Annotated in this window: 16 protein-coding genes; 12 read left to right on the forward strand and 4 right to left on the reverse strand. The window is 62.7% G+C overall.

The features are described 5' to 3' along the window. The first annotated feature begins 204 nt into the window (after positions 1 to 204). On the forward strand, positions 205 to 1,377 hold the full coding sequence (gene nagA, locus ACWFSR_RS11415; protein WP_447522413.1) for an N-acetylglucosamine-6-phosphate deacetylase: 1,173 nt from the start codon (positions 205 to 207) through the stop codon (positions 1,375 to 1,377). Here nagA and ACWFSR_RS11420 read toward each other — a convergent pair. Then, positions 1,313 to 2,566 (reverse strand): MFS transporter, encoded by a 1,254-nt coding sequence (locus ACWFSR_RS11420; RefSeq protein WP_197106358.1) that lies wholly within the window; start codon positions 2,564 to 2,566, stop codon positions 1,313 to 1,315. The genes nagA and ACWFSR_RS11420 overlap by 65 nt on opposite strands. 52 nt (positions 2,567 to 2,618) lie before the next feature. On the opposite strand from ACWFSR_RS11420, the gene purU reads away from it, so the two are divergent. After that, positions 2,619 to 3,461: a formyltetrahydrofolate deformylase gene (purU, locus tag ACWFSR_RS11425; protein ID WP_197110145.1), complete on the forward strand. Its 843-nt coding sequence runs from the start codon at positions 2,619 to 2,621 to the stop codon at positions 3,459 to 3,461. Here purU and ACWFSR_RS11430 read toward each other — a convergent pair. Together ACWFSR_RS11430 and ACWFSR_RS11435 are read right to left on the reverse strand one after the other, a co-directional pair. After that, positions 3,458 to 4,000: a DUF1697 domain-containing protein gene (locus ACWFSR_RS11430; protein WP_447522414.1), complete on the reverse strand. Its 543-nt coding sequence runs from the start codon at positions 3,998 to 4,000 to the stop codon at positions 3,458 to 3,460. The genes purU and ACWFSR_RS11430 overlap by 4 nt on opposite strands. Positions 4,001 to 4,003: 3 nt before the next feature. After that, positions 4,004 to 4,777: a glucosamine-6-phosphate deaminase gene (locus ACWFSR_RS11435; protein ID WP_197106360.1), complete on the reverse strand. Its 774-nt coding sequence runs from the start codon at positions 4,775 to 4,777 to the stop codon at positions 4,004 to 4,006. A gap of 273 nt (positions 4,778 to 5,050) precedes the next feature. Here ACWFSR_RS11435 and ACWFSR_RS11440 point away from each other — a divergent pair, with 273 nt between their 5' ends. The 9 genes from ACWFSR_RS11440 to ACWFSR_RS11480 all read left to right on the forward strand — a co-directional run bounded on the left by ACWFSR_RS11440 (position 5,051) and on the right by ACWFSR_RS11480 (position 14,293). After that, the gene (locus tag ACWFSR_RS11440; RefSeq protein ID WP_447522415.1) at positions 5,051 to 7,963 is read left to right on the forward strand and encodes a Na+/H+ antiporter subunit A; all 2,913 of its coding nucleotides are present in this window, start codon (positions 5,051 to 5,053) and stop codon (positions 7,961 to 7,963) included. Next, entirely contained in the window at positions 7,960 to 8,484 is a 525-nt protein-coding gene (locus ACWFSR_RS11445) for a Na(+)/H(+) antiporter subunit C (protein ID WP_197106362.1), read from the forward strand. Before ACWFSR_RS11440 ends, ACWFSR_RS11445 begins: the two co-directional genes overlap by 4 nt. Continuing rightward, the gene (locus tag ACWFSR_RS11450; RefSeq protein ID WP_197106363.1) at positions 8,481 to 10,037 is read left to right on the forward strand and encodes a Na+/H+ antiporter subunit D; all 1,557 of its coding nucleotides are present in this window, start codon (positions 8,481 to 8,483) and stop codon (positions 10,035 to 10,037) included. Before ACWFSR_RS11445 ends, ACWFSR_RS11450 begins: the two co-directional genes overlap by 4 nt. After that, positions 10,034 to 10,669, forward strand: coding sequence for a Na+/H+ antiporter subunit E (locus ACWFSR_RS11455; RefSeq protein WP_447522416.1), 636 nt, complete (start codon positions 10,034 to 10,036; stop codon positions 10,667 to 10,669). Before ACWFSR_RS11450 ends, ACWFSR_RS11455 begins: the two co-directional genes overlap by 4 nt. Next, complete coding sequence (locus ACWFSR_RS11460; protein WP_197106365.1) at positions 10,666 to 10,932, forward strand: monovalent cation/H+ antiporter complex subunit F; 267 nt, start codon at positions 10,666 to 10,668, stop codon at positions 10,930 to 10,932. The genes ACWFSR_RS11455 and ACWFSR_RS11460 overlap by 4 nt, the downstream gene beginning before the upstream one ends. After that, on the forward strand, positions 10,929 to 11,402 hold the full coding sequence (mnhG, locus tag ACWFSR_RS11465; RefSeq protein WP_197106366.1) for a monovalent cation/H(+) antiporter subunit G: 474 nt from the start codon (positions 10,929 to 10,931) through the stop codon (positions 11,400 to 11,402). Before ACWFSR_RS11460 ends, mnhG begins: the two co-directional genes overlap by 4 nt. A 92-nt stretch (positions 11,403 to 11,494) precedes the next feature. Next, positions 11,495 to 11,944 (forward strand): FMN-binding protein, encoded by a 450-nt coding sequence (locus tag ACWFSR_RS11470; protein ID WP_447522417.1) that lies wholly within the window; start codon positions 11,495 to 11,497, stop codon positions 11,942 to 11,944. Then, positions 11,928 to 12,788, forward strand: coding sequence for an FAD:protein FMN transferase (locus tag ACWFSR_RS11475; RefSeq protein WP_447522418.1), 861 nt, complete (start codon positions 11,928 to 11,930; stop codon positions 12,786 to 12,788). The genes ACWFSR_RS11470 and ACWFSR_RS11475 overlap by 17 nt, the downstream gene beginning before the upstream one ends. Further along, positions 12,785 to 14,293 carry an FAD-dependent oxidoreductase gene (locus tag ACWFSR_RS11480; protein ID WP_447522419.1) on the forward strand — a complete coding sequence of 503 codons (1,509 nt, stop codon included), beginning with the start codon at positions 12,785 to 12,787 and terminating at the stop codon, positions 14,291 to 14,293. The genes ACWFSR_RS11475 and ACWFSR_RS11480 overlap by 4 nt, the downstream gene beginning before the upstream one ends. On the opposite strand, the gene ACWFSR_RS11485 is transcribed toward ACWFSR_RS11480, so the two are convergent. Beyond that, positions 14,290 to 16,143, reverse strand: a complete 1,854-nt coding sequence (locus tag ACWFSR_RS11485) for a heavy metal translocating P-type ATPase (protein ID WP_447522420.1) — start codon at positions 16,141 to 16,143, stop codon at positions 14,290 to 14,292. The genes ACWFSR_RS11480 and ACWFSR_RS11485 overlap by 4 nt on opposite strands. Before the next feature lie 103 nt (positions 16,144 to 16,246). Between ACWFSR_RS11485 and ACWFSR_RS11490 the strand changes: the two genes are divergently transcribed. Continuing rightward, the gene (locus ACWFSR_RS11490) at positions 16,247 to 17,026 is read left to right on the forward strand and encodes a potassium channel family protein (RefSeq protein ID WP_197106371.1); all 780 of its coding nucleotides are present in this window, start codon (positions 16,247 to 16,249) and stop codon (positions 17,024 to 17,026) included. The last annotated feature ends 5 nt before the right edge of the window (positions 17,027 to 17,031 follow it).

The raw sequence follows: 17,031 nt of genomic DNA on the forward strand, positions 1-17,031 counted from the left end.
CGGGGTGGATACTTCCAAGATACCGGGTGAACGCTCAACGCAAGCAGTTAGTGTTTGTCTCATTTCCGCACGGCCGGAAAGAAGTCTGAGCCCAAAGTGGTCTAACGCACCCTTGAGATACACCCTATTTCTGTCAGACTTTGGACTACATCGTCGCGCTAAACGCCACGCCTGAGAGCACCCTTCCTCCCCTGAACGGAACCCATGTTTACCCGCATCATCCACTCCGCGACGCTCGTGAGCGACGGTGTGCAGCGCGACAACGCGTGGGTAGCGTTCACGAACGACAGCATTGCGGCCACCGGCACTGGGGACTCCTGGCGCGAGGGAGCGGATGCGGCAACCATCGTTACCGACGCCGAAGGCGACTTTCTTACTCCCGGCTTCATCGACATCCACTCTCATGGAGCCAACGGAGTCTCCTTCGACGATGGGCTGGATGCCATCACAACGGCGCTTGCCGCCCACCGCAGTCATGGCACCACTCGGTCTGTTCTCTCGTTGATTAGTGATTGCCACGAATACCTGGTTGAACGGTTGACCGAGGTCGCCGCACTCGCGCACCGCGATCCGCTCGTGTTGGGCAGCCACCTCGAGGGTCCGTTTATCGACAACGAGTTTCGCGGAGCACACAACCCGGCCACACTTCGCGCCCCCACGCCCACCGAGATCGAGCAGCTATTGGCTGCGGCCAATGGCACGCTGCGCCAGGTCACACTGGCCCCTGAGCTTTCGGGCGGCGCCGACGCTGTTGCCCAGTTCGTCGCCGCCGATGTGCGCGTAGCGGTTGGCCACACGGCCGCCACCTACGCCGAGACTCGCGCCGCGTTCGAGGCTGGCGCCAGCATTTTGACGCACGCGTTCAACGGCATGCGCGAAATCCATCACCGCGCTCCCGGCCCGGTGGCTGCCGCTTTCCACTCCCCCGGTGTCACGCTTGAGGTCATCAATGACGGCGTGCATGTGCATCCGGATGTCGTAAAAATGTTGTTCGCTTCAGCCCCGGGCCGCGTCGCGCTGGTTACCGACGCGATGGCTGCGACCTGCGCTGGTGATGGCCACTACCTTCTCGGCTCTCTCGATGTCACGGTGACCGACGGCGTTGCCCGCTTGAGCGACAGCGACGCAATTGCCGGATCGACCTTGACAATGGATGCCGCGGTGCGCCGCGCTGTCACCGAAGTGGGATTGAGCGTTCCCCAGGCTGTTGCCGCGGCTACCGCTGTTCCTGCCCGGGCCATTGGGCGCTCCGGCGACCTAGGTTCGCTTGCACCCGGATTTGCCGCTGACGCCGTGCTGCTCGATGCCGACCTTAAGGTACGGGCGGTGTGGGCTGCTGGTCGCGAATTGCCGCGGCCTTCGCGCCTCGTCGCCTAAGCAGTTCGCCGCCGATGATCGCGAAGATCACAGCAACGCCCAGAATGGCGGCGTCGACGTAGGGCAACGAGATGACCCCGTAGTTGTCGAGCAGGATGCCGCCCACGAGCGCGCCGCCACCGATACCGATGTTGAACGAGGTCGTGAGGTAGGCCGAGCCGACGTCGCGCATCCGCGGAGAGGCCAACTGTAGGAGTCGCGTTTGCATCATCGCGGGAACGCCACCGAAGGCGGTTCCCCAGACGACGATGACGGTGAACATGATGGCGGGCTCGGCGGGGAACATGGCGAGCAGCACGGCGCAGATAGCGACGAGCGCAACGGTGACGGGGATGATGCTGCGCGGGAAGCGGTCGATCAGGAGACCGGCGAGCGCGAGCCCGAGCGCACCAGCGGCACCGAAGATGAGGAGCACGCCGGCGACGGCACCGGTGTCGATTCCGGCCGGGCCGATGAGGTACGGAACGATGTAGGTGTAGAAGAGGTTGTGGCCGAGCATCACGAGAGCGACCAAGATACACACGTAGATCACGCCGGGAACTGACCGGTCTTTGCGCAGCGGGATCGAGATCTCGCCGGTGGCGAGGGGCTGCTGGTGATCGACAGGCGGCAAGATGCGCACGACCATGATGGTGAGGGCCGCGATGATGATCGCGATGACGACAAAGGCGAGGCGCCAGCCGAGGGCGTGACCGAGAGCGGTTCCGACGGGCACTCCGAGCACGAAGGCGGCAGTCGCGCCCGCGCTCGTGACAGCAACGGCGCGGCCAACCTGGTGCGGCGGAACGAGGTGAGCCGAGTAAGCACCGACTACCGCCCAGAACAGTCCGTGCGAAAGCCCACCGATGATGCGGGCGATCACGAGCACCGCATAGTTGGGCGCCACGGCAGCAAGCAGGTTGCCGATCACGAAGACAATCAGCACGATGATCACGAGCTTCTTGCGGGGCTGGTTACGCGTGAGCGCGGCGAGCGGAGCCGTAGAGACAACGACAGTCGCGGCGAAGATCGTGATGAGCAGACCGACCTGCGACTCTGACACCGACAACTCGGCGGCGATCTCCGGCAACAAACCGGTGGGCAACCATTCGCTGGTTACCGAGGTGAAGATCAGTGCCGAGAGAGTGAAGAGGCCCGCCCACGGAAATGCTTGAGAAGACGATGGCGAGGAAGTGTGTGGCGTGCTCATGTTTGACTAACTCTACCGTGAGCACCGGTACGCTAAATCAGTGACTACCTCAATGCACTGGATCGTAACTCTCACTTGTGATGACAAGCCCGGCATCGTTCACGCCATCAGTGGCGCCATCGTTGAGGCCGGCGGCAACATCACCGAATCGCAGCAGTTCTCCAGCGGAGACACCGGCCGTTTCTTCATGCGCCTCCAAGTGGAATCGGATGCTCCGCGCGAAGTATTCGAGCACGCTCTCGCCCCCGTGACCGAGCGGTACGCGATGGAATGGCAACTCGACGTTGTGGGGCGCCCGCTGCGTACTCTCGTGTTGGCATCCAAGGCTGGACACTGCGTCAACGACCTTCTCTACCGCCAGCGCGCTGGCCAGTTGCCCATCGATATGCCGCTGATCATGAGCAACCACCCCGACCTTGGCTCGCTCGCCGCGTTCTATGAGGTGCCGTTCGAGTCGCACGCGGTCACCACACCTGGCCAGAAGTTGGCGTTCGAAGAGCGCATCATCGAAGTTGTCGAAGAGCACGACATTGAGCTCGTGGTGCTCGCCCGTTACATGCAGATTCTGTCGCCTGAACTGTGCGCGCAGTTGAGTGGCAAGATCATCAACATCCACCACTCCTTCTTGCCCGGCTTCAAGGGCGCGAACCCCTACAAGCAGGCCCACGCTCGCGGCGTGAAGCTCATCGGTGCGACCGCGCACTTCGTGACGAGCGACCTCGACGAGGGCCCGATCATTGAGCAAAACGTCGTGCGCGTGGATCACGCGAGCACCTCAAGCGAACTCAGGTCGATCGGTCAAGACGAAGAGAGCCGCACCCTCACGCAGGCCGTGAAATGGTTCGCCGAAGACCGCGTGCTGCTCGATGGGGCACGCACGATTATTTTCCGCTAATCGACCTCGAGCAGGTCGCGCAGTTTCAAGGTTGTGCGCCAGTTGCGCACCGTCATCCGCTTAGAGAGCCGGTTTGCGCGCAGTCGGTCGACGCGCGATTTCGCTGAATCGACAACGGTGCGCGAGAAGTAGAGCGCGTCTGGGCCGGCTGAAACAGAGTCGACCTGCGGATGGAGTTCGGGCAGTTGCGTCAGTGCTTCGGCGGCCGTCAGAGGCCGCTTGAGAAAGAGCACGTCGCTCAGCAGTTCCGCAGCACCGTGGTTACTCGGGGCGGCCGCCACGGTCGCCGCGAACTCGTCGCGGGAACGCACGACGGTGAGGATGTCTGCGCCCAACCGCTCGCGCAGCATCCGCTCAATTGTGACTTCGAGCTCGGCACTGCCGTTTGCATCAGAGGCGAACACGACGTTGCCGCTCTGGATGTAGGTGCGCACGTCACCGAAGCCAGCATCGGCGAAGCACTCTTTCAACGCCGCCATGCTGATCACGTTTGAGCCGCCCACATTGATGCCGCGAAGCAGCGCCACATAGTTCGTCATGACTTAGCGCAACCGTTCCCAGTCGAGTCGGTTATCCCACGAATACCGGTAGTAGTCGGCATACTTCAGCTCGGATGCCGCAGCCTCATCCACAATTACCGTGACGGTTGAATGCAACTGAATTGCCGATCCCGGAAGGCTCGCCGTCACCGGCCCCTCGACCGCTCCCGCGAGCGCCGCCGCCTTCGCCTCACCAAACGCCAACAAGACAAGGTGGCCCGCGCGTTGAATAGTGCCGAGCCCCTGCGTGATGCAGTGCTTGGGCACATCATCGGGCGAATCGAAAAAGCGCGCGTTGTCGAGTCGGGTCTGCTGGGTCAGCGTCTTCACTCGCGTGAGGGAGGCGAACGACGATCCAGGCTCGTTGAACCCAATGTGCCCCGTCGAACCGATTCCCAGAATCTGCAGGTCAACACCACCGGCCGCCACAATCGCGCGCTCATAGTCATCACCCGCCGTTTCGATGGGCCCGCTCTCGGCCGGCACCTGCACGAGCTCGGGCGTCAACCCGAGCGGTTCAACAACTTCGCGCGTGATGACCGAGCGGTAGCTTTCGGGATGCCCCGCAGGCAATCCGACATATTCATCGAGGGCGAAACCCCGCACAGCAGAAAGGTCGAGGGCTCGAGCCGCGAGCGCAGCCCACGTTGTTAAGGGCGTCGACCCGGTTGCTAGGCCTAGGACGGCATCCGGAGCCTGACGCACGAGCGCTTCGATAAGGTCGGCAGCGACTTCGCCCGCCGCCTCCTTCGAGTCGACAATCACTATTTCTGCCATGCCATCGACTTTAGAGCTACCCAGTGTGATCGAGGGAGGATTGCCGAAGTGGTCTCTGCGAATCCCTGCAGCACCCCCATCGACGACTTCACCACCCGTCCAGATATTCGTCCGGTAGAATGTTCGTGACGAAGACACCGACCATCTCGCCACTCTGCCGCAACACCACTCGCCCTGGTTGCGCTGCAGCACTCGACTACCAGATCGAGCACCCTAAGGGAGAACTGCACTGAATCCGCAAGGTTCCAGCCCCAGCTCACAGCGGAGAGCCCTGTGATAGCGCTGCTCGGTGCGTTCGCGCTCGTTTCCCTCGTGATCCCTGCGCTCACCCGCCGCATTGGCGTTCGTGTTTTCTTCGTCACGGCCATCATTCCCGCAGCGGCATTTATCTACACCCTGCTGCAGACTCCCGCCGTTCTCGCCGATACGCCGCCGACGCAAACCATTCCGTGGATCTCCCAGCTGAACCTCGATCTGAGTTTTCGGGTAGACACCCTCTCGTGGCTGCTTGCCCTCGTCGTTACCGGCGTCGGCACACTCGTGATGCTCTATTGCATCAAGTACTTCGCTGCCACCGAAGAAGGTCTTGGTCGCTTCGCTGCGGTCTTCCTCGCGTTCACGGGCACGATGTACGGCCTCGTGATCGCCGACAACGTCTACTTGCTCTTCATCCTGTGGGAAGCCACGACGGTATTCTCGTTCCTCCTTATCGGCCACAACACCGGTCGACTCGCGAGCCGCATTGCTGCAATGCAGGCCCTCATCGTCACGACCGCCGGTGGGCTCGTGATGTTGGTTGGGCTCGTCATGCTGGCCGAACGCACCGGCACTGCCAGCTTGGCGCGGCTCATCGACCTCGCCCCCGAGGGCACCACTGTCACCATCGCGATCATGCTGATTCTCGTGGGCGCGCTCAGCAAGTCGGCCATCGTTCCGTTCCAGTTTTGGCTGCCCTCGGCGATGGCCGCCCCGACCCCGGTCAGCGCCTATCTGCATGCTGCCGCGATGGTGCAGGCTGGTATCTACCTCATCGCTCGACTGGCACCCGGGTTCGCTGAAACCCCCGGCTGGCAGCCGCTGCTCCTTGGGTTGGGAGTCTTCACGATGTTGGTGGGCGGATGGCGCGCGCTCACCCAGGTCGACCTCAAACTTTTGCTTGCCTATGGCACCGTCAGTCAGCTCGGGTTCTTGCTGACGATCGTGAGTTTTGGCACTCGCACCGCGGCTCTCGCTGGAGTTGCGCTGCTCCTTGCTCACGCTCTCTTCAAGGCGGCGCTGTTCATGGTCGTCGGGCTCATTGACCACCGCGTCGGAACGCGCGACCTCACCAAGTTGAGCGGGCTCGGCCGCGAAGCGCCCTTCCTCGCCACGGTCGCGATCATCGCCGCAGCATCGATGGCCGGTATCCCCTTCACCGCCGGGTTCGTCGCCAAAGAAGCAGTTCTCGCCAGCTTCCTCGAAAGCGCCAGCACGGGATCGGCACTCGGCTGGATCGCGGTCGTCGGAGTCGCCGTGGGGTCCACCCTCACTGTGGCCTACAGCGCACGTTTCCTCTGGGGCGCCTTCGCCCGCAAAGAGGGCGTCGAGACAGTGCGGCCGCTGCATGAGAATGTCTGGTTCCTGTCGTCGCCGGCGATTCTTGCGCTCACTGGACTCGTGCTCGCACCGCTCTTCGGCACCATCGGAACCGTGCTCGAAGGCTATTCGCAGCTGTTCCCCTCGGAGGGCTACGAGTATTCCCTCAAACTCTGGCACGGCTTCGATGCGGCCTTCTTTATCTCTGCCGCCACCCTCCTCGGCGGTCTCGCACTCTTCTGGGCACGCGCCCAGGTCTTCAGGCTTCAGTCCCGAGTGCCCTCGCTGGTCGACTCGAACAAGCTGTACCGCTCCGGCCTGCGCACGCTCGACCGCATTGCCCTGCGAGTGACAGCAACCACTCAACGAGGTTCGCTGCCGTTCTACCTCACCGTCATCCTGCTCGTGATGGTCGGTTCGGTAGGCAGCACGCTGGCGCTGAATCGCACGTGGCCCGACTCCATCCGACTCTTTGACAGCCCGGGGCAACTCGCTATCGGTACGGTCATGATCGTTGCCGCCCTCGCCCTGCTCGGCGCCCAGAAGCGGTTCCAAGCTGCTGTGCTCGTGGGAGTCGTGGGATACGGCATGGCCGCGTTGTTCGCATTCCACGGTGCTCCCGATATCGCTCTCACTCAGGTGCTGGTCGAGACCGTCACTCTGATTGCCTTCGTATTAGTGCTCCGGCGACTTCCTGCTCGCTTGGGCAAAGCGCACGGCAGTTCGCGACGCGTTTTGCGTGCTGCCGTTGGCCTCTCCGTCGGCCTCCTCATGGGCATCGTCGCCATCGTCGCGCTCGGCGCCCGAAGTGCAGATCCCATCTCCGCGTCGCTGCCTGAACTCGCGTACGAGATCGGTCACGGCCGCAACGTCGTCAACGTGGTGCTCGTCGACATCCGCGGTTGGGACACCCTCGGAGAACTCTCGGTGATCGTGGCTGCGGCCACCGGCGTCGCCAGTCTGGTGTTCTTGCGCAGCCGCACCGACAACCTGCCCCGCGTCTCCGAAACCCGCGCCCGTGGAACGATCCGCGCTCGTCTCAAGCCGTCGCGTGAGGTCGTTTCCTCCGAGTATCTGCCCGGCGTTCAAGACCCGTCGACGCGCAACGCGTGGCTACTCGCGGGCCGCAAGTTGGCTCCCGAGAACCGGTCGATTCTCCTCGAAGTTGTTATTCGCCTGCTCTTCCACCCCCTGATCGTGCTGTCGATCTACCTCTTGTTTGCTGGCCACAATTTGCCGGGAGGCGGGTTCGCCGCCGGTCTCGTGGCGGGACTCGCACTGGCAGGCCGCTACCTCGCCGGTGGACGCTACGAACTCGGCGCAGCGGCACCCTTTGACGCCGGGCGCATCCTTGGGGTCGGGCTCGTGCTCGCGGCGGGAACCGCAACCGTGCCACTGCTCTTGGGGGCGGATGCTCTTACCTCCACCTTCTTCGAAACGACGATTCCCGTGCTCGGCCATGTGGAGTTCTCTACCTCCACCCTCTTCGATATCGGGGTCTACCTCGTCGTCATTGGAATGGTGCTGGATGTTCTCCGCAGCCTCGGAGCTGAGATCGACCGTCAGCGCGAAGAATCCTCTGAATCTCTCGAGAGCGGAAGCACCATATGAACGCCTCTCTCACCCTCGTCGTCATCATGGTCGTGCTCTACTCGGTAGGGGTATACCTGCTTCTCGAGCGCAGCATGACGCGCGTTTTGTTGGGGTTCTTGCTCGTGGGCAATGCCACCAACCTGCTGATCCTCATCGTCTCGGGGCCCTCCGGAGCTGCAGCGTTCTTTGGCGAAGAGGATGCCACCGCCGATCCGCTGCCGCAGGCGTTCATCCTGACCGCCATCGTGATTACCTTCGGCGTCTCAGCATTCCTGCTCGCCCTTATCTACCGGTCGTGGCGACTAGCCAACGCTGATGTGGTCTACGACGATTCAGAAGACCTCGCGATGGGCAGCAGGAAAACCTCGGTGACCACCGATCGTGCCGTTGACGGTGATGACACCGAGTTCGGCACTCGCGCCGCAGCGGCCATCTCCACCGCCCTCGACCTCAAGAAGCAAGAGGAACGCGAGGAGCAAGAGAGCCTGGCGGCCGAACGCAGACAGCGAGAAATTGACGAGAAGGAGGAAGACGCATGAGCGCACTAACCACTCTTGTCGTTCTCCTGCCATTGCTCGGCGCGGCAGCAGCTCTCACCCAAGCCAACCGTCCCCGCGTTCAAACGCTCATTGCCGTGAGCGTGCTCAGCGCCGTTCTCCTGATCGGTGCCGCCTTGCTAGTGGCCGTCAACACCAATGGCGCAATTGCCGTTGAAGTCGGAGGGTGGCCTGCCCCCTACGGCATCGTGCTCGTGGTCGACCGGCTCTCGGCCCTCATGATCGTCGTCTCCGCCGCTGTGCTTCTTGCCGTTCTCGTGTTCTCGGTGGGCCAAGGCCTCGCCGATGGCGACCGCGAAACTCCCGTCTCGATCTACTATCCGACCTACCTCATCTTGGCGACCGGAGTCTTCAACGCCTTCGTCGCGGGTGACCTCTTCAACCTGTATGTCAGTTTCGAGATCCTTCTCGTCGCGAGCTACGTGCTGATCACCGTGGGGGGCACCAAGCCGCGCATCCGTGCCGGCACCGTGTACATCGTCGTGAGCCTGGTCTCCTCCGCCATCTTCCTCGCGGCCATCGCCATGATTTACGGTGCGACCGGCACTGTCAACATCGCGCAGCTCACCGTGCGACTCGCGGAGTTGCCCGACGACATCCAGTTGATCCTCCATGTCATGTTGCTGATTGGGTTCGGCATCAAGGCTGCAGTCTTCCCGCTGTCGTTCTGGCTGCCCGACTCCTACCCGATGGCGCCCGCGCCGGTAACGGCTGTCTTCGCCGGCCTGCTCACCAAAGTCGGCGTCTACGCGATCATCCGCACCGAAATGATCATCTTCCCGGATGGCCAACTCAATACGGTGCTGCTCGTTGTGGCGGCGCTCACGATGGTGATCGGAATTCTGGGAGCCGTTGCGCAGTCCGACATCAAGCGACTGTTGTCCTTTACGCTCATCAGCCACATCGGCTACATGCTGTTCGGTATCGGCATCGACACGGCGGCCGGCCTCGCCGCGGCCACGTTCTACATCGTTCACCACATCACCGTTCAGACCACCCTCTTCTTGGCCACCGGGTTGGTGGAACGTCAAGGTGGCACGACCGGCATCAACAAACTGGGCGGGATGCTCAAGACCAGTCCCATGATTGCGGTGCTGTTCTTCATCCCCCTGTTGAACTTGGGCGGTATCCCTCCCTTCTCCGGATTCCTCGGCAAGCTGGCGCTGTTCGAGGCCGGGGCCAACAACGGTTCCGTGCTCGCGTGGGTACTGATCGGCTGCGGCGCGGCCGTGTCGCTGCTCACTCTCTATGCCCTCGCTCGCGCGTGGAGCATGATCTTCTGGCGCGATGCTGAAGAGGTTGCCGACTACGAAAATCCGTTGGCGATGCGGGCAGAAACCGGAAGCTCCCCCACCGTCGAATCAGTGCGCACAACACCTCGAATCATGGTCGGCGCCACCGTCGCGATGGTGGCGGTGAGCATCGCGCTCACCGTCTTCGCGACCCCGCTCTTCGATCTGAGCGCTAACGCCGGTGAGAACATCAATGGCCCGGCCTACTACGTCAACACTGTGTTTCCGGGAGGCCTTGAATGAGTCCTCATGACAACCAGCCCTCCTCTGTAACGGCGTCAATGACTCCGACCGCCTCCGAATCAGCGAGTGCACGCAAGGTCTCGCGCACCGAAGTTCGCGGCCGGGTCTGGCAGCAGTTGCCACTGCTGCTCGGGCTCGTGGTGCTCTGGGGCGTGCTCTGGGGCCAATTCTCGTGGCTCAACATCCTGACCGGATTCCTCGTGGCGATCGCCGTGACCCGAGTGCTGTATTTGCCCCCCGCCGATATTTCGGGGCGGCTGAACCTCTGGTACTCGCTCGTCTTTATCGCCCACTTCATCGCCGACGTCACCGTAGCGTCGTTTACGGTGGCGTTCCAGGCTCTGAACCCGCGGCCGATTCCCACGTCCTCGGTCATTGCGGTTCAGCTGTGCACCCGTTCCGACTTCGTCATGACGCTCGACGCGATTGCGATGTCGCTAGTTCCGGGATCCATCGTCGTTGAAGCCGATCGGGAACGCGCCATCCTGTATTTCCACTCCTTCGATACGACAACGGCCGCCGACGTCGAGGCGATGCGCACCAAAGTTCTCGTTGTCGAAGCGCGCATCGTCCGCGCCATCGGATCGAAAGATGATCTTGCTCGGATTCACGAAGCGGAGGCCACCCGATGAGCGAATGGGTATTTATTGCCGTCGGTGTGATGCTGCTCGTGGCCGGCCTGCTGGCGCTCTACCGCATCATCCGCGGCCCCTCCATCCTTGACCGCATGATCGCCTCAGACATGCTGCTCACGACGATCATTTGCGCGCTAGGAGCGGAGATGGTCTACAACGGCCACACGCGAAGCCTGCCCGCAATGCTCGTGCTCGCGAGCACCGCATTCCTCGGTTCCGTTGTGGTGGCGCGCTATGTGTCGAGGAGAACCAACTCATGATTCTCGACTCAATCCTCGACATCCTTACCGGCCTATTTCTCTTGCTCGGCGGCTTCCTTTCCGTCGCTGCCGGCGTTGGCCTTCTCCGTTTTCCGGATGCCATTGCACGCCTGCACGCGACGACCAAGCCCCAAATTCTGGGCTTAGCGTTCGTGCTCCTGGCCATCGCCCTGCAAGAACGTCAACTCTCCACGATTCTCCTGCTGATCTTCTTGCTCATCTTCCAAATGATCACCGCTCCGGTGTCGGCGCACATGATTGCTCGCGCCGGGTACCGGGGAGGAATCATCGCGCCCCAATCGCTCCTCGTCGATGAACTCGAGCAGGCCATCGATGCCGCTCCAGAATTCGACGATTCGGATGACGCAACGCCGAGCGACGACGATGGAGAGAGCAGTGCGCCGCCTACAAGCGTGCCGAATGCTCACAATCCGCTCGGTAGCGACGAGGGAACACAACTCGACGGCTGACGGCAACCAACCGTCGTGAGCGATGCCGAAGTTCCAGCTTCCCGTCAGGGTTGCTCGGGCATACTGAACACTCGCCTACCTCTGGGAGCCCCATGCGCAGCCTCACCGACAACAAGACCGCCGTTGCCCTCTTTGCCGGTGTCACCCTCGTGGGTGCACTCTCCGCCTGCTCAAGCACGGCAACCACTGCGGATGTCGGTTCGGCTGAAACGACTGTTCCCGATGCCACCGCGACCGGTGCCGAGTACACCGACGGCACCTACACAGAGTCGGGCGAATACACCTCCCCCGACGGCCAAGAAAACGTCGACGTGACGCTCACTCTCGAAAGTAACGTCATTACCGACGTCACCGTTGTCGGCAACGGAGACAACCCCAACTCGAAGCAGTTTCAAGGCGAGTTCATTGACGGAATCGCCGCCGAAGTTGTGGGCAAGAAGATCGACGAACTTTCCGTCGACAAAGTAGCGGGCTCCTCCCTCACGAGCGGCGGTTTCAACAACGCAGTCGACGCCATCAAGGCGGATGCCCTCGCCCAGTAAACAGTTCGATGCCATTGGTGCGCCCTGGCAGATTGATACCACCGAACCCCTCGTCCCTGAGGTGTTCGCGGCAGTCGAGCGCCGCATCGAGCAATTCGATCGCACGTACTCGCGATTTCGTGACGACTCCCTCGTCAGTCGCATTGCACGAACCCCCGGCAGTTACCTTTTCCCGGCGGATGCTCCCCCACTGTTCGAGCTTTACCGCCGCCTCTACGATGCCACCGCCGGCGCCATGAGTCCGCTCGTGGGCCGCGCCCTGGAAGAGCTCGGCTACGACCGCACCTACTCGTTGCAGCCCACCGCGACCCGCACGCGCGTGCCCGACTGGCACGAAGCCATCAGCTGGAACGGCAGTACCCTCACCACCCTCACGCCCGCCATGCTCGACGTCGGCGCCGCAGGCAAGGGCTACCTCGTCGATCTCGTCGCCGCGGTTCTCGCCGAGCACGGCGTCACCGCGGCAACGGTGGATGCTAGCGGAGACATGCTGCACCGGGGCGCGGGTGAACTGCGGGTCGCGCTGGAGCATCCGCTCGACACCAGCAAAGCCATCGGAGTCGTGACCGTGAGCAATGAGGCAATCTGCGCCTCAGCCCCCAACCGACGCGCGTGGGCTGGGCTGCACCACATTCTGGATGCCCGCACGGGCCTCCCCACCGACCGCATCATCGCCACGTGGGCAATTGCCCCCACCGCGCTCGAAGCCGACGGCCTCGCCACCGCACTGTTTTTTGCCGACCCCGCGAAGCTCGCCGAAGAGTTCGATTTTCAGTGGGTGCGGATGCTGTCCACCGGTCGAGTAGAGCACTCGCCGGGATTCACCGGAGAATTGTTTTTATGAAGCGCTGGCTAGATCGCACCCTCGGTGCCGTGCCGATGTACACCCTCGTGCTTGGCTCCCTCGCCGTCATCGGTGTGGCCTCGATCGTGCTCGCCTTCGTCGGCCTCATCTCCCCCGACCCTTTCGCTCTGCTTGCCAGCCTGCCCATCGCAGTCGTGTTCAGCGTCGCCACCAGCTGGCTCGGCGCCCGCATCGTGCGGCAGCGTGCTCACCTCGAATCGTCGCTCATCACCGGGCTGCTCGTGTTCTTCATCATGGCACCGAGCCTGCAACTCGATGGGCTGCTGGCGATCGCGCTTGCCTCAACAGCGGCGGCGGCATCCAAGTTTCTGATCGCATTCCGCGGGCGCCATATTTTCAACCCTGCTGCGCTCGGCGCCTACGTCTTCTACTGGATTCCGATCGGCTTCCCCACCTGGTGGATTGGCACACCGTGGTTACAGCCGCTGATCGTGATCGCCGCCTTCCTCATCCTGTATCGCACCCAGCGTCTCGATCTGGGGATCACCTTTGTGGTGCTCGCGGCCAGCATCCGCATCGCTCTCACGCTCGCCAATGGCGGTGACATTGCCGAAGCGATTGCCGTGACCTTCACGTCGTCGCAGTTGATCTTCTTCGTCGGCTTCATGCTCAGCGAACCCCTCACGTTGCCGCCACGACGGTGGCAACGCCTCAGCATCGCCGCCCTCGTCGCGCTGCTCGTCGCTATCCCGTTCTCCATCGGTAGCCTCTACAGCGACCCGCTGCTGGCACTCCTCATCGGCAACCTGGTCGCTTTCGCCTTCACCCAGCGCCGCACCATCCGTATGACACTCACCGAAACAGAAGAGATAGCTCCCGGCACGTGGGAACTCACCTTTGCCCCGCATCGCACCCTCTCGTTCCGGGCGGGTCAATACATTGAGCTCACGTTGCCGCATCCCTCGCCCGACCTGCGGGGAGCGCGTCGATACTTCACGATCTCGTCAGCACCCTCGGCGGGGGCAACCCTGTCGATTACGTTTACGGCGCCTGAGAAATCGAGCAGCTTCAAAGCCGCGCTTCTGGCACTGCCCCGCGGCGCTGATGTGAACGCCACCGGCATCTGGGGCGACTTCGTACTTCCGCGAAAGACCACCGAGCCGCTCTTGCTCGTCGCCGGCGGCATCGGTGTCACGCCTTTCGCCAGCCATATCGCGCACTCTCACCTGCACGATGACGAACGCGACATCGTGCTGATCTACGCCACCTCAAGCACTGAGACACTGCCCTTCAGCGGACTCTTTGTCGAAGCCGGCGTGCGCGTCATTGTGTTCGGGCCGCAGCCGGTCGAGTCGCTTCCTGAGGGCTGGGTGCTCGGCAGCGAGGGACGGATGAACGGCGACGCCCTCTCCGCGCTCGTGCCCGATTTGGCTGACCGCCGCGCCTATCTCTCGGGCCCGCCCGCCCTGGTCAACGACCTCAAGGCGACGCTGCGCGCTAACGGAGCCCGCCGCATCCACACCGACTACTTCTCGGGGTATTAGCGCAAGCGACGTTTGAGGCTCAGAGCCCGCAGCGCATTGAGGATTGTGACGAGGTCAACGACTTCTTGCAGCGCCGCACCGACCACAGCGGGCAGCGCTCCCGTCATCGCAAAAAGCATGAGCCCGATGCTGATGGCGATACCGATCCAAATGCTTTGCAACGCAATCTGCACCGTGCGCTGACTGACCTGCACCGCCGAGACCACGCGGTAGAGATCGTCGACGAGAATCACCACGTCAGCCGACTCGCTCGCCGCCGTCGAACCCTTGGCGCCCATCGCGATGCCAACATCAGCGGCTCCCAGTACGGGGGCATCGTTTACGCCGTCCCCCACCATCACGACCGGGTGCGGGCTAGTCGCGTGCACGAGACGCACCTTATCTTCAGGCAGGCATTCCGCATGAACTTCGCTGATGTGAAGTTCGTCGGCGACCTTGCGCGCCGTCTGCTCCACATCCCCCGTGAGCATCAACGTTTTCTGGATGCCCAGCTCGCGCAGTCCTGTCAGGGTGCGGGCCGCTTCGGGCCGCACAGCATCGCGCAGCACGATCGCGCCGGCGTACTGATCATCGATGCCGACGTAGACGGCAGCTTCACCGCTCGCAAGATCGATGCCAGTGAGTGCGGAAGCCTGTTCGGCGACGAACGCGGGCTTGCCGACGGTCACGAGCCTGCCGTCGATTCGAGCCTGCACTCCGTGGGTCGCCACTTCGCGGGCATCCGACACCTCAGGAAGGTCGAGAGACTCGTGCTTCGCTGCATCAACGAGGGATGCCGCGAGCACGTGAGACGAATACTGTTCTGCGGCAGCCACCAGGGCCAGCAGCTCGTCGCGGCTTAGCGCGCCCTGCGGACGAACGTCGACCACAACGGGACGACCGCTCGTGAGCGTGCCTGTTTTGTCGAACACGACAGTTTTCGCCCGAGCGAGCACCTCAAGAGTGCCGGCGTTCTTCACGACGACGCCATAGGTGGAGGCACTCGACATCCCGGCCATAAACGCCACCGGGGCCGCAATCAGCAGCGGACATGGCGTCGCCACCACGAGCACTTCGGCGAACCGCACGGGGTCACCCGAAATCCACCACGCGATTGCAGCCAAGCCGATAGAGATGAGCGTAAACGGCACCGCGTACCGATCGGCGAGGCGCACGATCGGTGCTTTGCTCTCGGCCGCTTCCGTGACGAGCTCGACAATCCTTTGGTATTGGCTGTCAGCGGCGCGAGCGCTCGCCTGCACTGTGACTGCCTCTGGCCCGTTCACTGAACCGCTCAACAACAGGTCTCCGGTGACTTTCTCAACCGGCATGCTTTCACCGGTGAGGGATGACTCGTCGATGGCGGTCGCTGCGGAGACAAGCACTGCATCCACCGGCACAATCTCAGACGGACGCACCACAAGACGATCCCCGACTGCCACTTCAGTGGCCGGCACGTCGACCAGGTCACCGGCGGCCGTCAGCCGATGGGCCGTTTGAGGCACACGGCTGAGCAACGCGTTCAGCTCACGCTTGGCGCGACCAGCCGCAAAATCTTCGAGTGCTTCACCACCGGTGAGCATCAGCACAATCACGATGCTCGCCCAGTACTCGCCGACGACCACCGTCGCGACGATCGCGGTGACCGCCAGCACATCAAGCCCGAACTGATGCTGCAGCAGCTTGCGCACCATCGACACGCCCTCGCGCACGGCAACCGCCAGCGCATAGAGCGACAACAACCACGGAACGACGGCGGATGCCGGAGTCCAGTTCAGCGCGAGCCCCACGACGCCGACCACGACCGTGAGAGCAACCAGCGGATAGCGACGCACGGCCGAGCGCAGCGTTACGGAAAGGAATGTAGCCATACCTTCGTTGTACTCTCGTTCGCGGCATCCGGCCAGCCAGCACAGGCTCCCCTTAGCGGCTTTCTGCACCGCACGACGCTTGTGCCTCGCTAGGCTCGACACCATGACTCAACGGCGCTGGCAACAGATCATGGACATTCCGCTCACCGTTGCCGCCGTAATTTTCCTTATCGCGTATGCGTGGGAAGTGATCGCCAACCTCGACGGCACCGCCATGCTCGTCGCCGAAATCATCATCGCCGTCACCTGGGTGGTATTCGTGGCCGACTACCTCGTGAATCTGGTACTGGCTGACCGACGCTGGTTCTGGTTCAGAAAGCACCTCTTCGACCTGTTTGTTGTCGTGCTGCCGATGTTGCGCCCGCTGCGCCTCCTACGCTTGGTCACGCTTCTGAACGTGCTGCAACGTCGGGCGGGAACCGCCGTGCGCGGTGGCGTGCTCACCTATGCGGTCGGATCATCTCTCCTGCTCGTGTTTGTCGCCGGGCTCGCCATTTTGGATACCGAGCGCAGCGTGACCGGCACCCAAATCAGCAATCTGGGCGACGGCATCTGGTGGGCCTTCGTCACGATCACGACCGTCGGCTACGGCGACATCTATCCCGCGACGACGCTCGGTCGGGTGATTGCCGCTGGCGTGATGGTGGCCGGAATCGCCCTGCTCGGTGTCGTGACCGCAACCCTCGCCTCCTGGATCGTGGAACGAGTGGCGGCTCAAGACGAGCTCTCGCATGTCGCTACCCGTCGCGAAGTCACGGATCTCACGAAGCAGGTGGCTGAGCTTAAGCACGTGCTCCTCGAGCATGCGACGCAAATGGCAGCAACCTCGGGAAACCCAGCCCCCACCTTGCCCGGCTCCTCCGAGAAAAAACCGTCGTCCTAGACTTA

It is taken from the genome of Salinibacterium sp. NYA9b (assembly GCF_976973725.1).

Bases quoted from the DNA above. Each gene is read 5' to 3' on its own strand.
- nagA (WP_447522413.1), top strand. From the start codon at position 205: ATGTTTACCCGCATCATCCACTCCGCGACGCTCGTGAGCGACGGTGTG.
- ACWFSR_RS11420 (WP_197106358.1), bottom strand. From the start codon at position 2,566: ATGAGCACGCCACACACTTCCTCGCCATCGTCTTCTCAAGCATTTCCG.
- purU (WP_197110145.1), top strand. From the start codon at position 2,619: ATGCACTGGATCGTAACTCTCACTTGTGATGACAAGCCCGGCATCGTT.
- ACWFSR_RS11430 (WP_447522414.1), bottom strand. From the start codon at position 4,000: ATGACGAACTATGTGGCGCTGCTTCGCGGCATCAATGTGGGCGGCTCA.
- ACWFSR_RS11435 (WP_197106360.1), bottom strand. From the start codon at position 4,777: ATGGCAGAAATAGTGATTGTCGACTCGAAGGAGGCGGCGGGCGAAGTC.
- ACWFSR_RS11445 (WP_197106362.1), top strand. From the start codon at position 7,960: ATGAACGCCTCTCTCACCCTCGTCGTCATCATGGTCGTGCTCTACTCG.
- ACWFSR_RS11450 (WP_197106363.1), top strand. From the start codon at position 8,481: ATGAGCGCACTAACCACTCTTGTCGTTCTCCTGCCATTGCTCGGCGCG.
- ACWFSR_RS11455 (WP_447522416.1), top strand. From the start codon at position 10,034: ATGAGTCCTCATGACAACCAGCCCTCCTCTGTAACGGCGTCAATGACT.
- ACWFSR_RS11460 (WP_197106365.1), top strand. From the start codon at position 10,666: ATGAGCGAATGGGTATTTATTGCCGTCGGTGTGATGCTGCTCGTGGCC.
- mnhG (WP_197106366.1), top strand. From the start codon at position 10,929: ATGATTCTCGACTCAATCCTCGACATCCTTACCGGCCTATTTCTCTTG.
- ACWFSR_RS11470 (WP_447522417.1), top strand. From the start codon at position 11,495: ATGCGCAGCCTCACCGACAACAAGACCGCCGTTGCCCTCTTTGCCGGT.
- ACWFSR_RS11475 (WP_447522418.1), top strand. From the start codon at position 11,928: ATGCCCTCGCCCAGTAAACAGTTCGATGCCATTGGTGCGCCCTGGCAG.
- ACWFSR_RS11480 (WP_447522419.1), top strand. From the start codon at position 12,785: ATGAAGCGCTGGCTAGATCGCACCCTCGGTGCCGTGCCGATGTACACC.
- ACWFSR_RS11485 (WP_447522420.1), bottom strand. From the start codon at position 16,143: ATGGCTACATTCCTTTCCGTAACGCTGCGCTCGGCCGTGCGTCGCTAT.
- ACWFSR_RS11490 (WP_197106371.1), top strand. From the start codon at position 16,247: ATGACTCAACGGCGCTGGCAACAGATCATGGACATTCCGCTCACCGTT.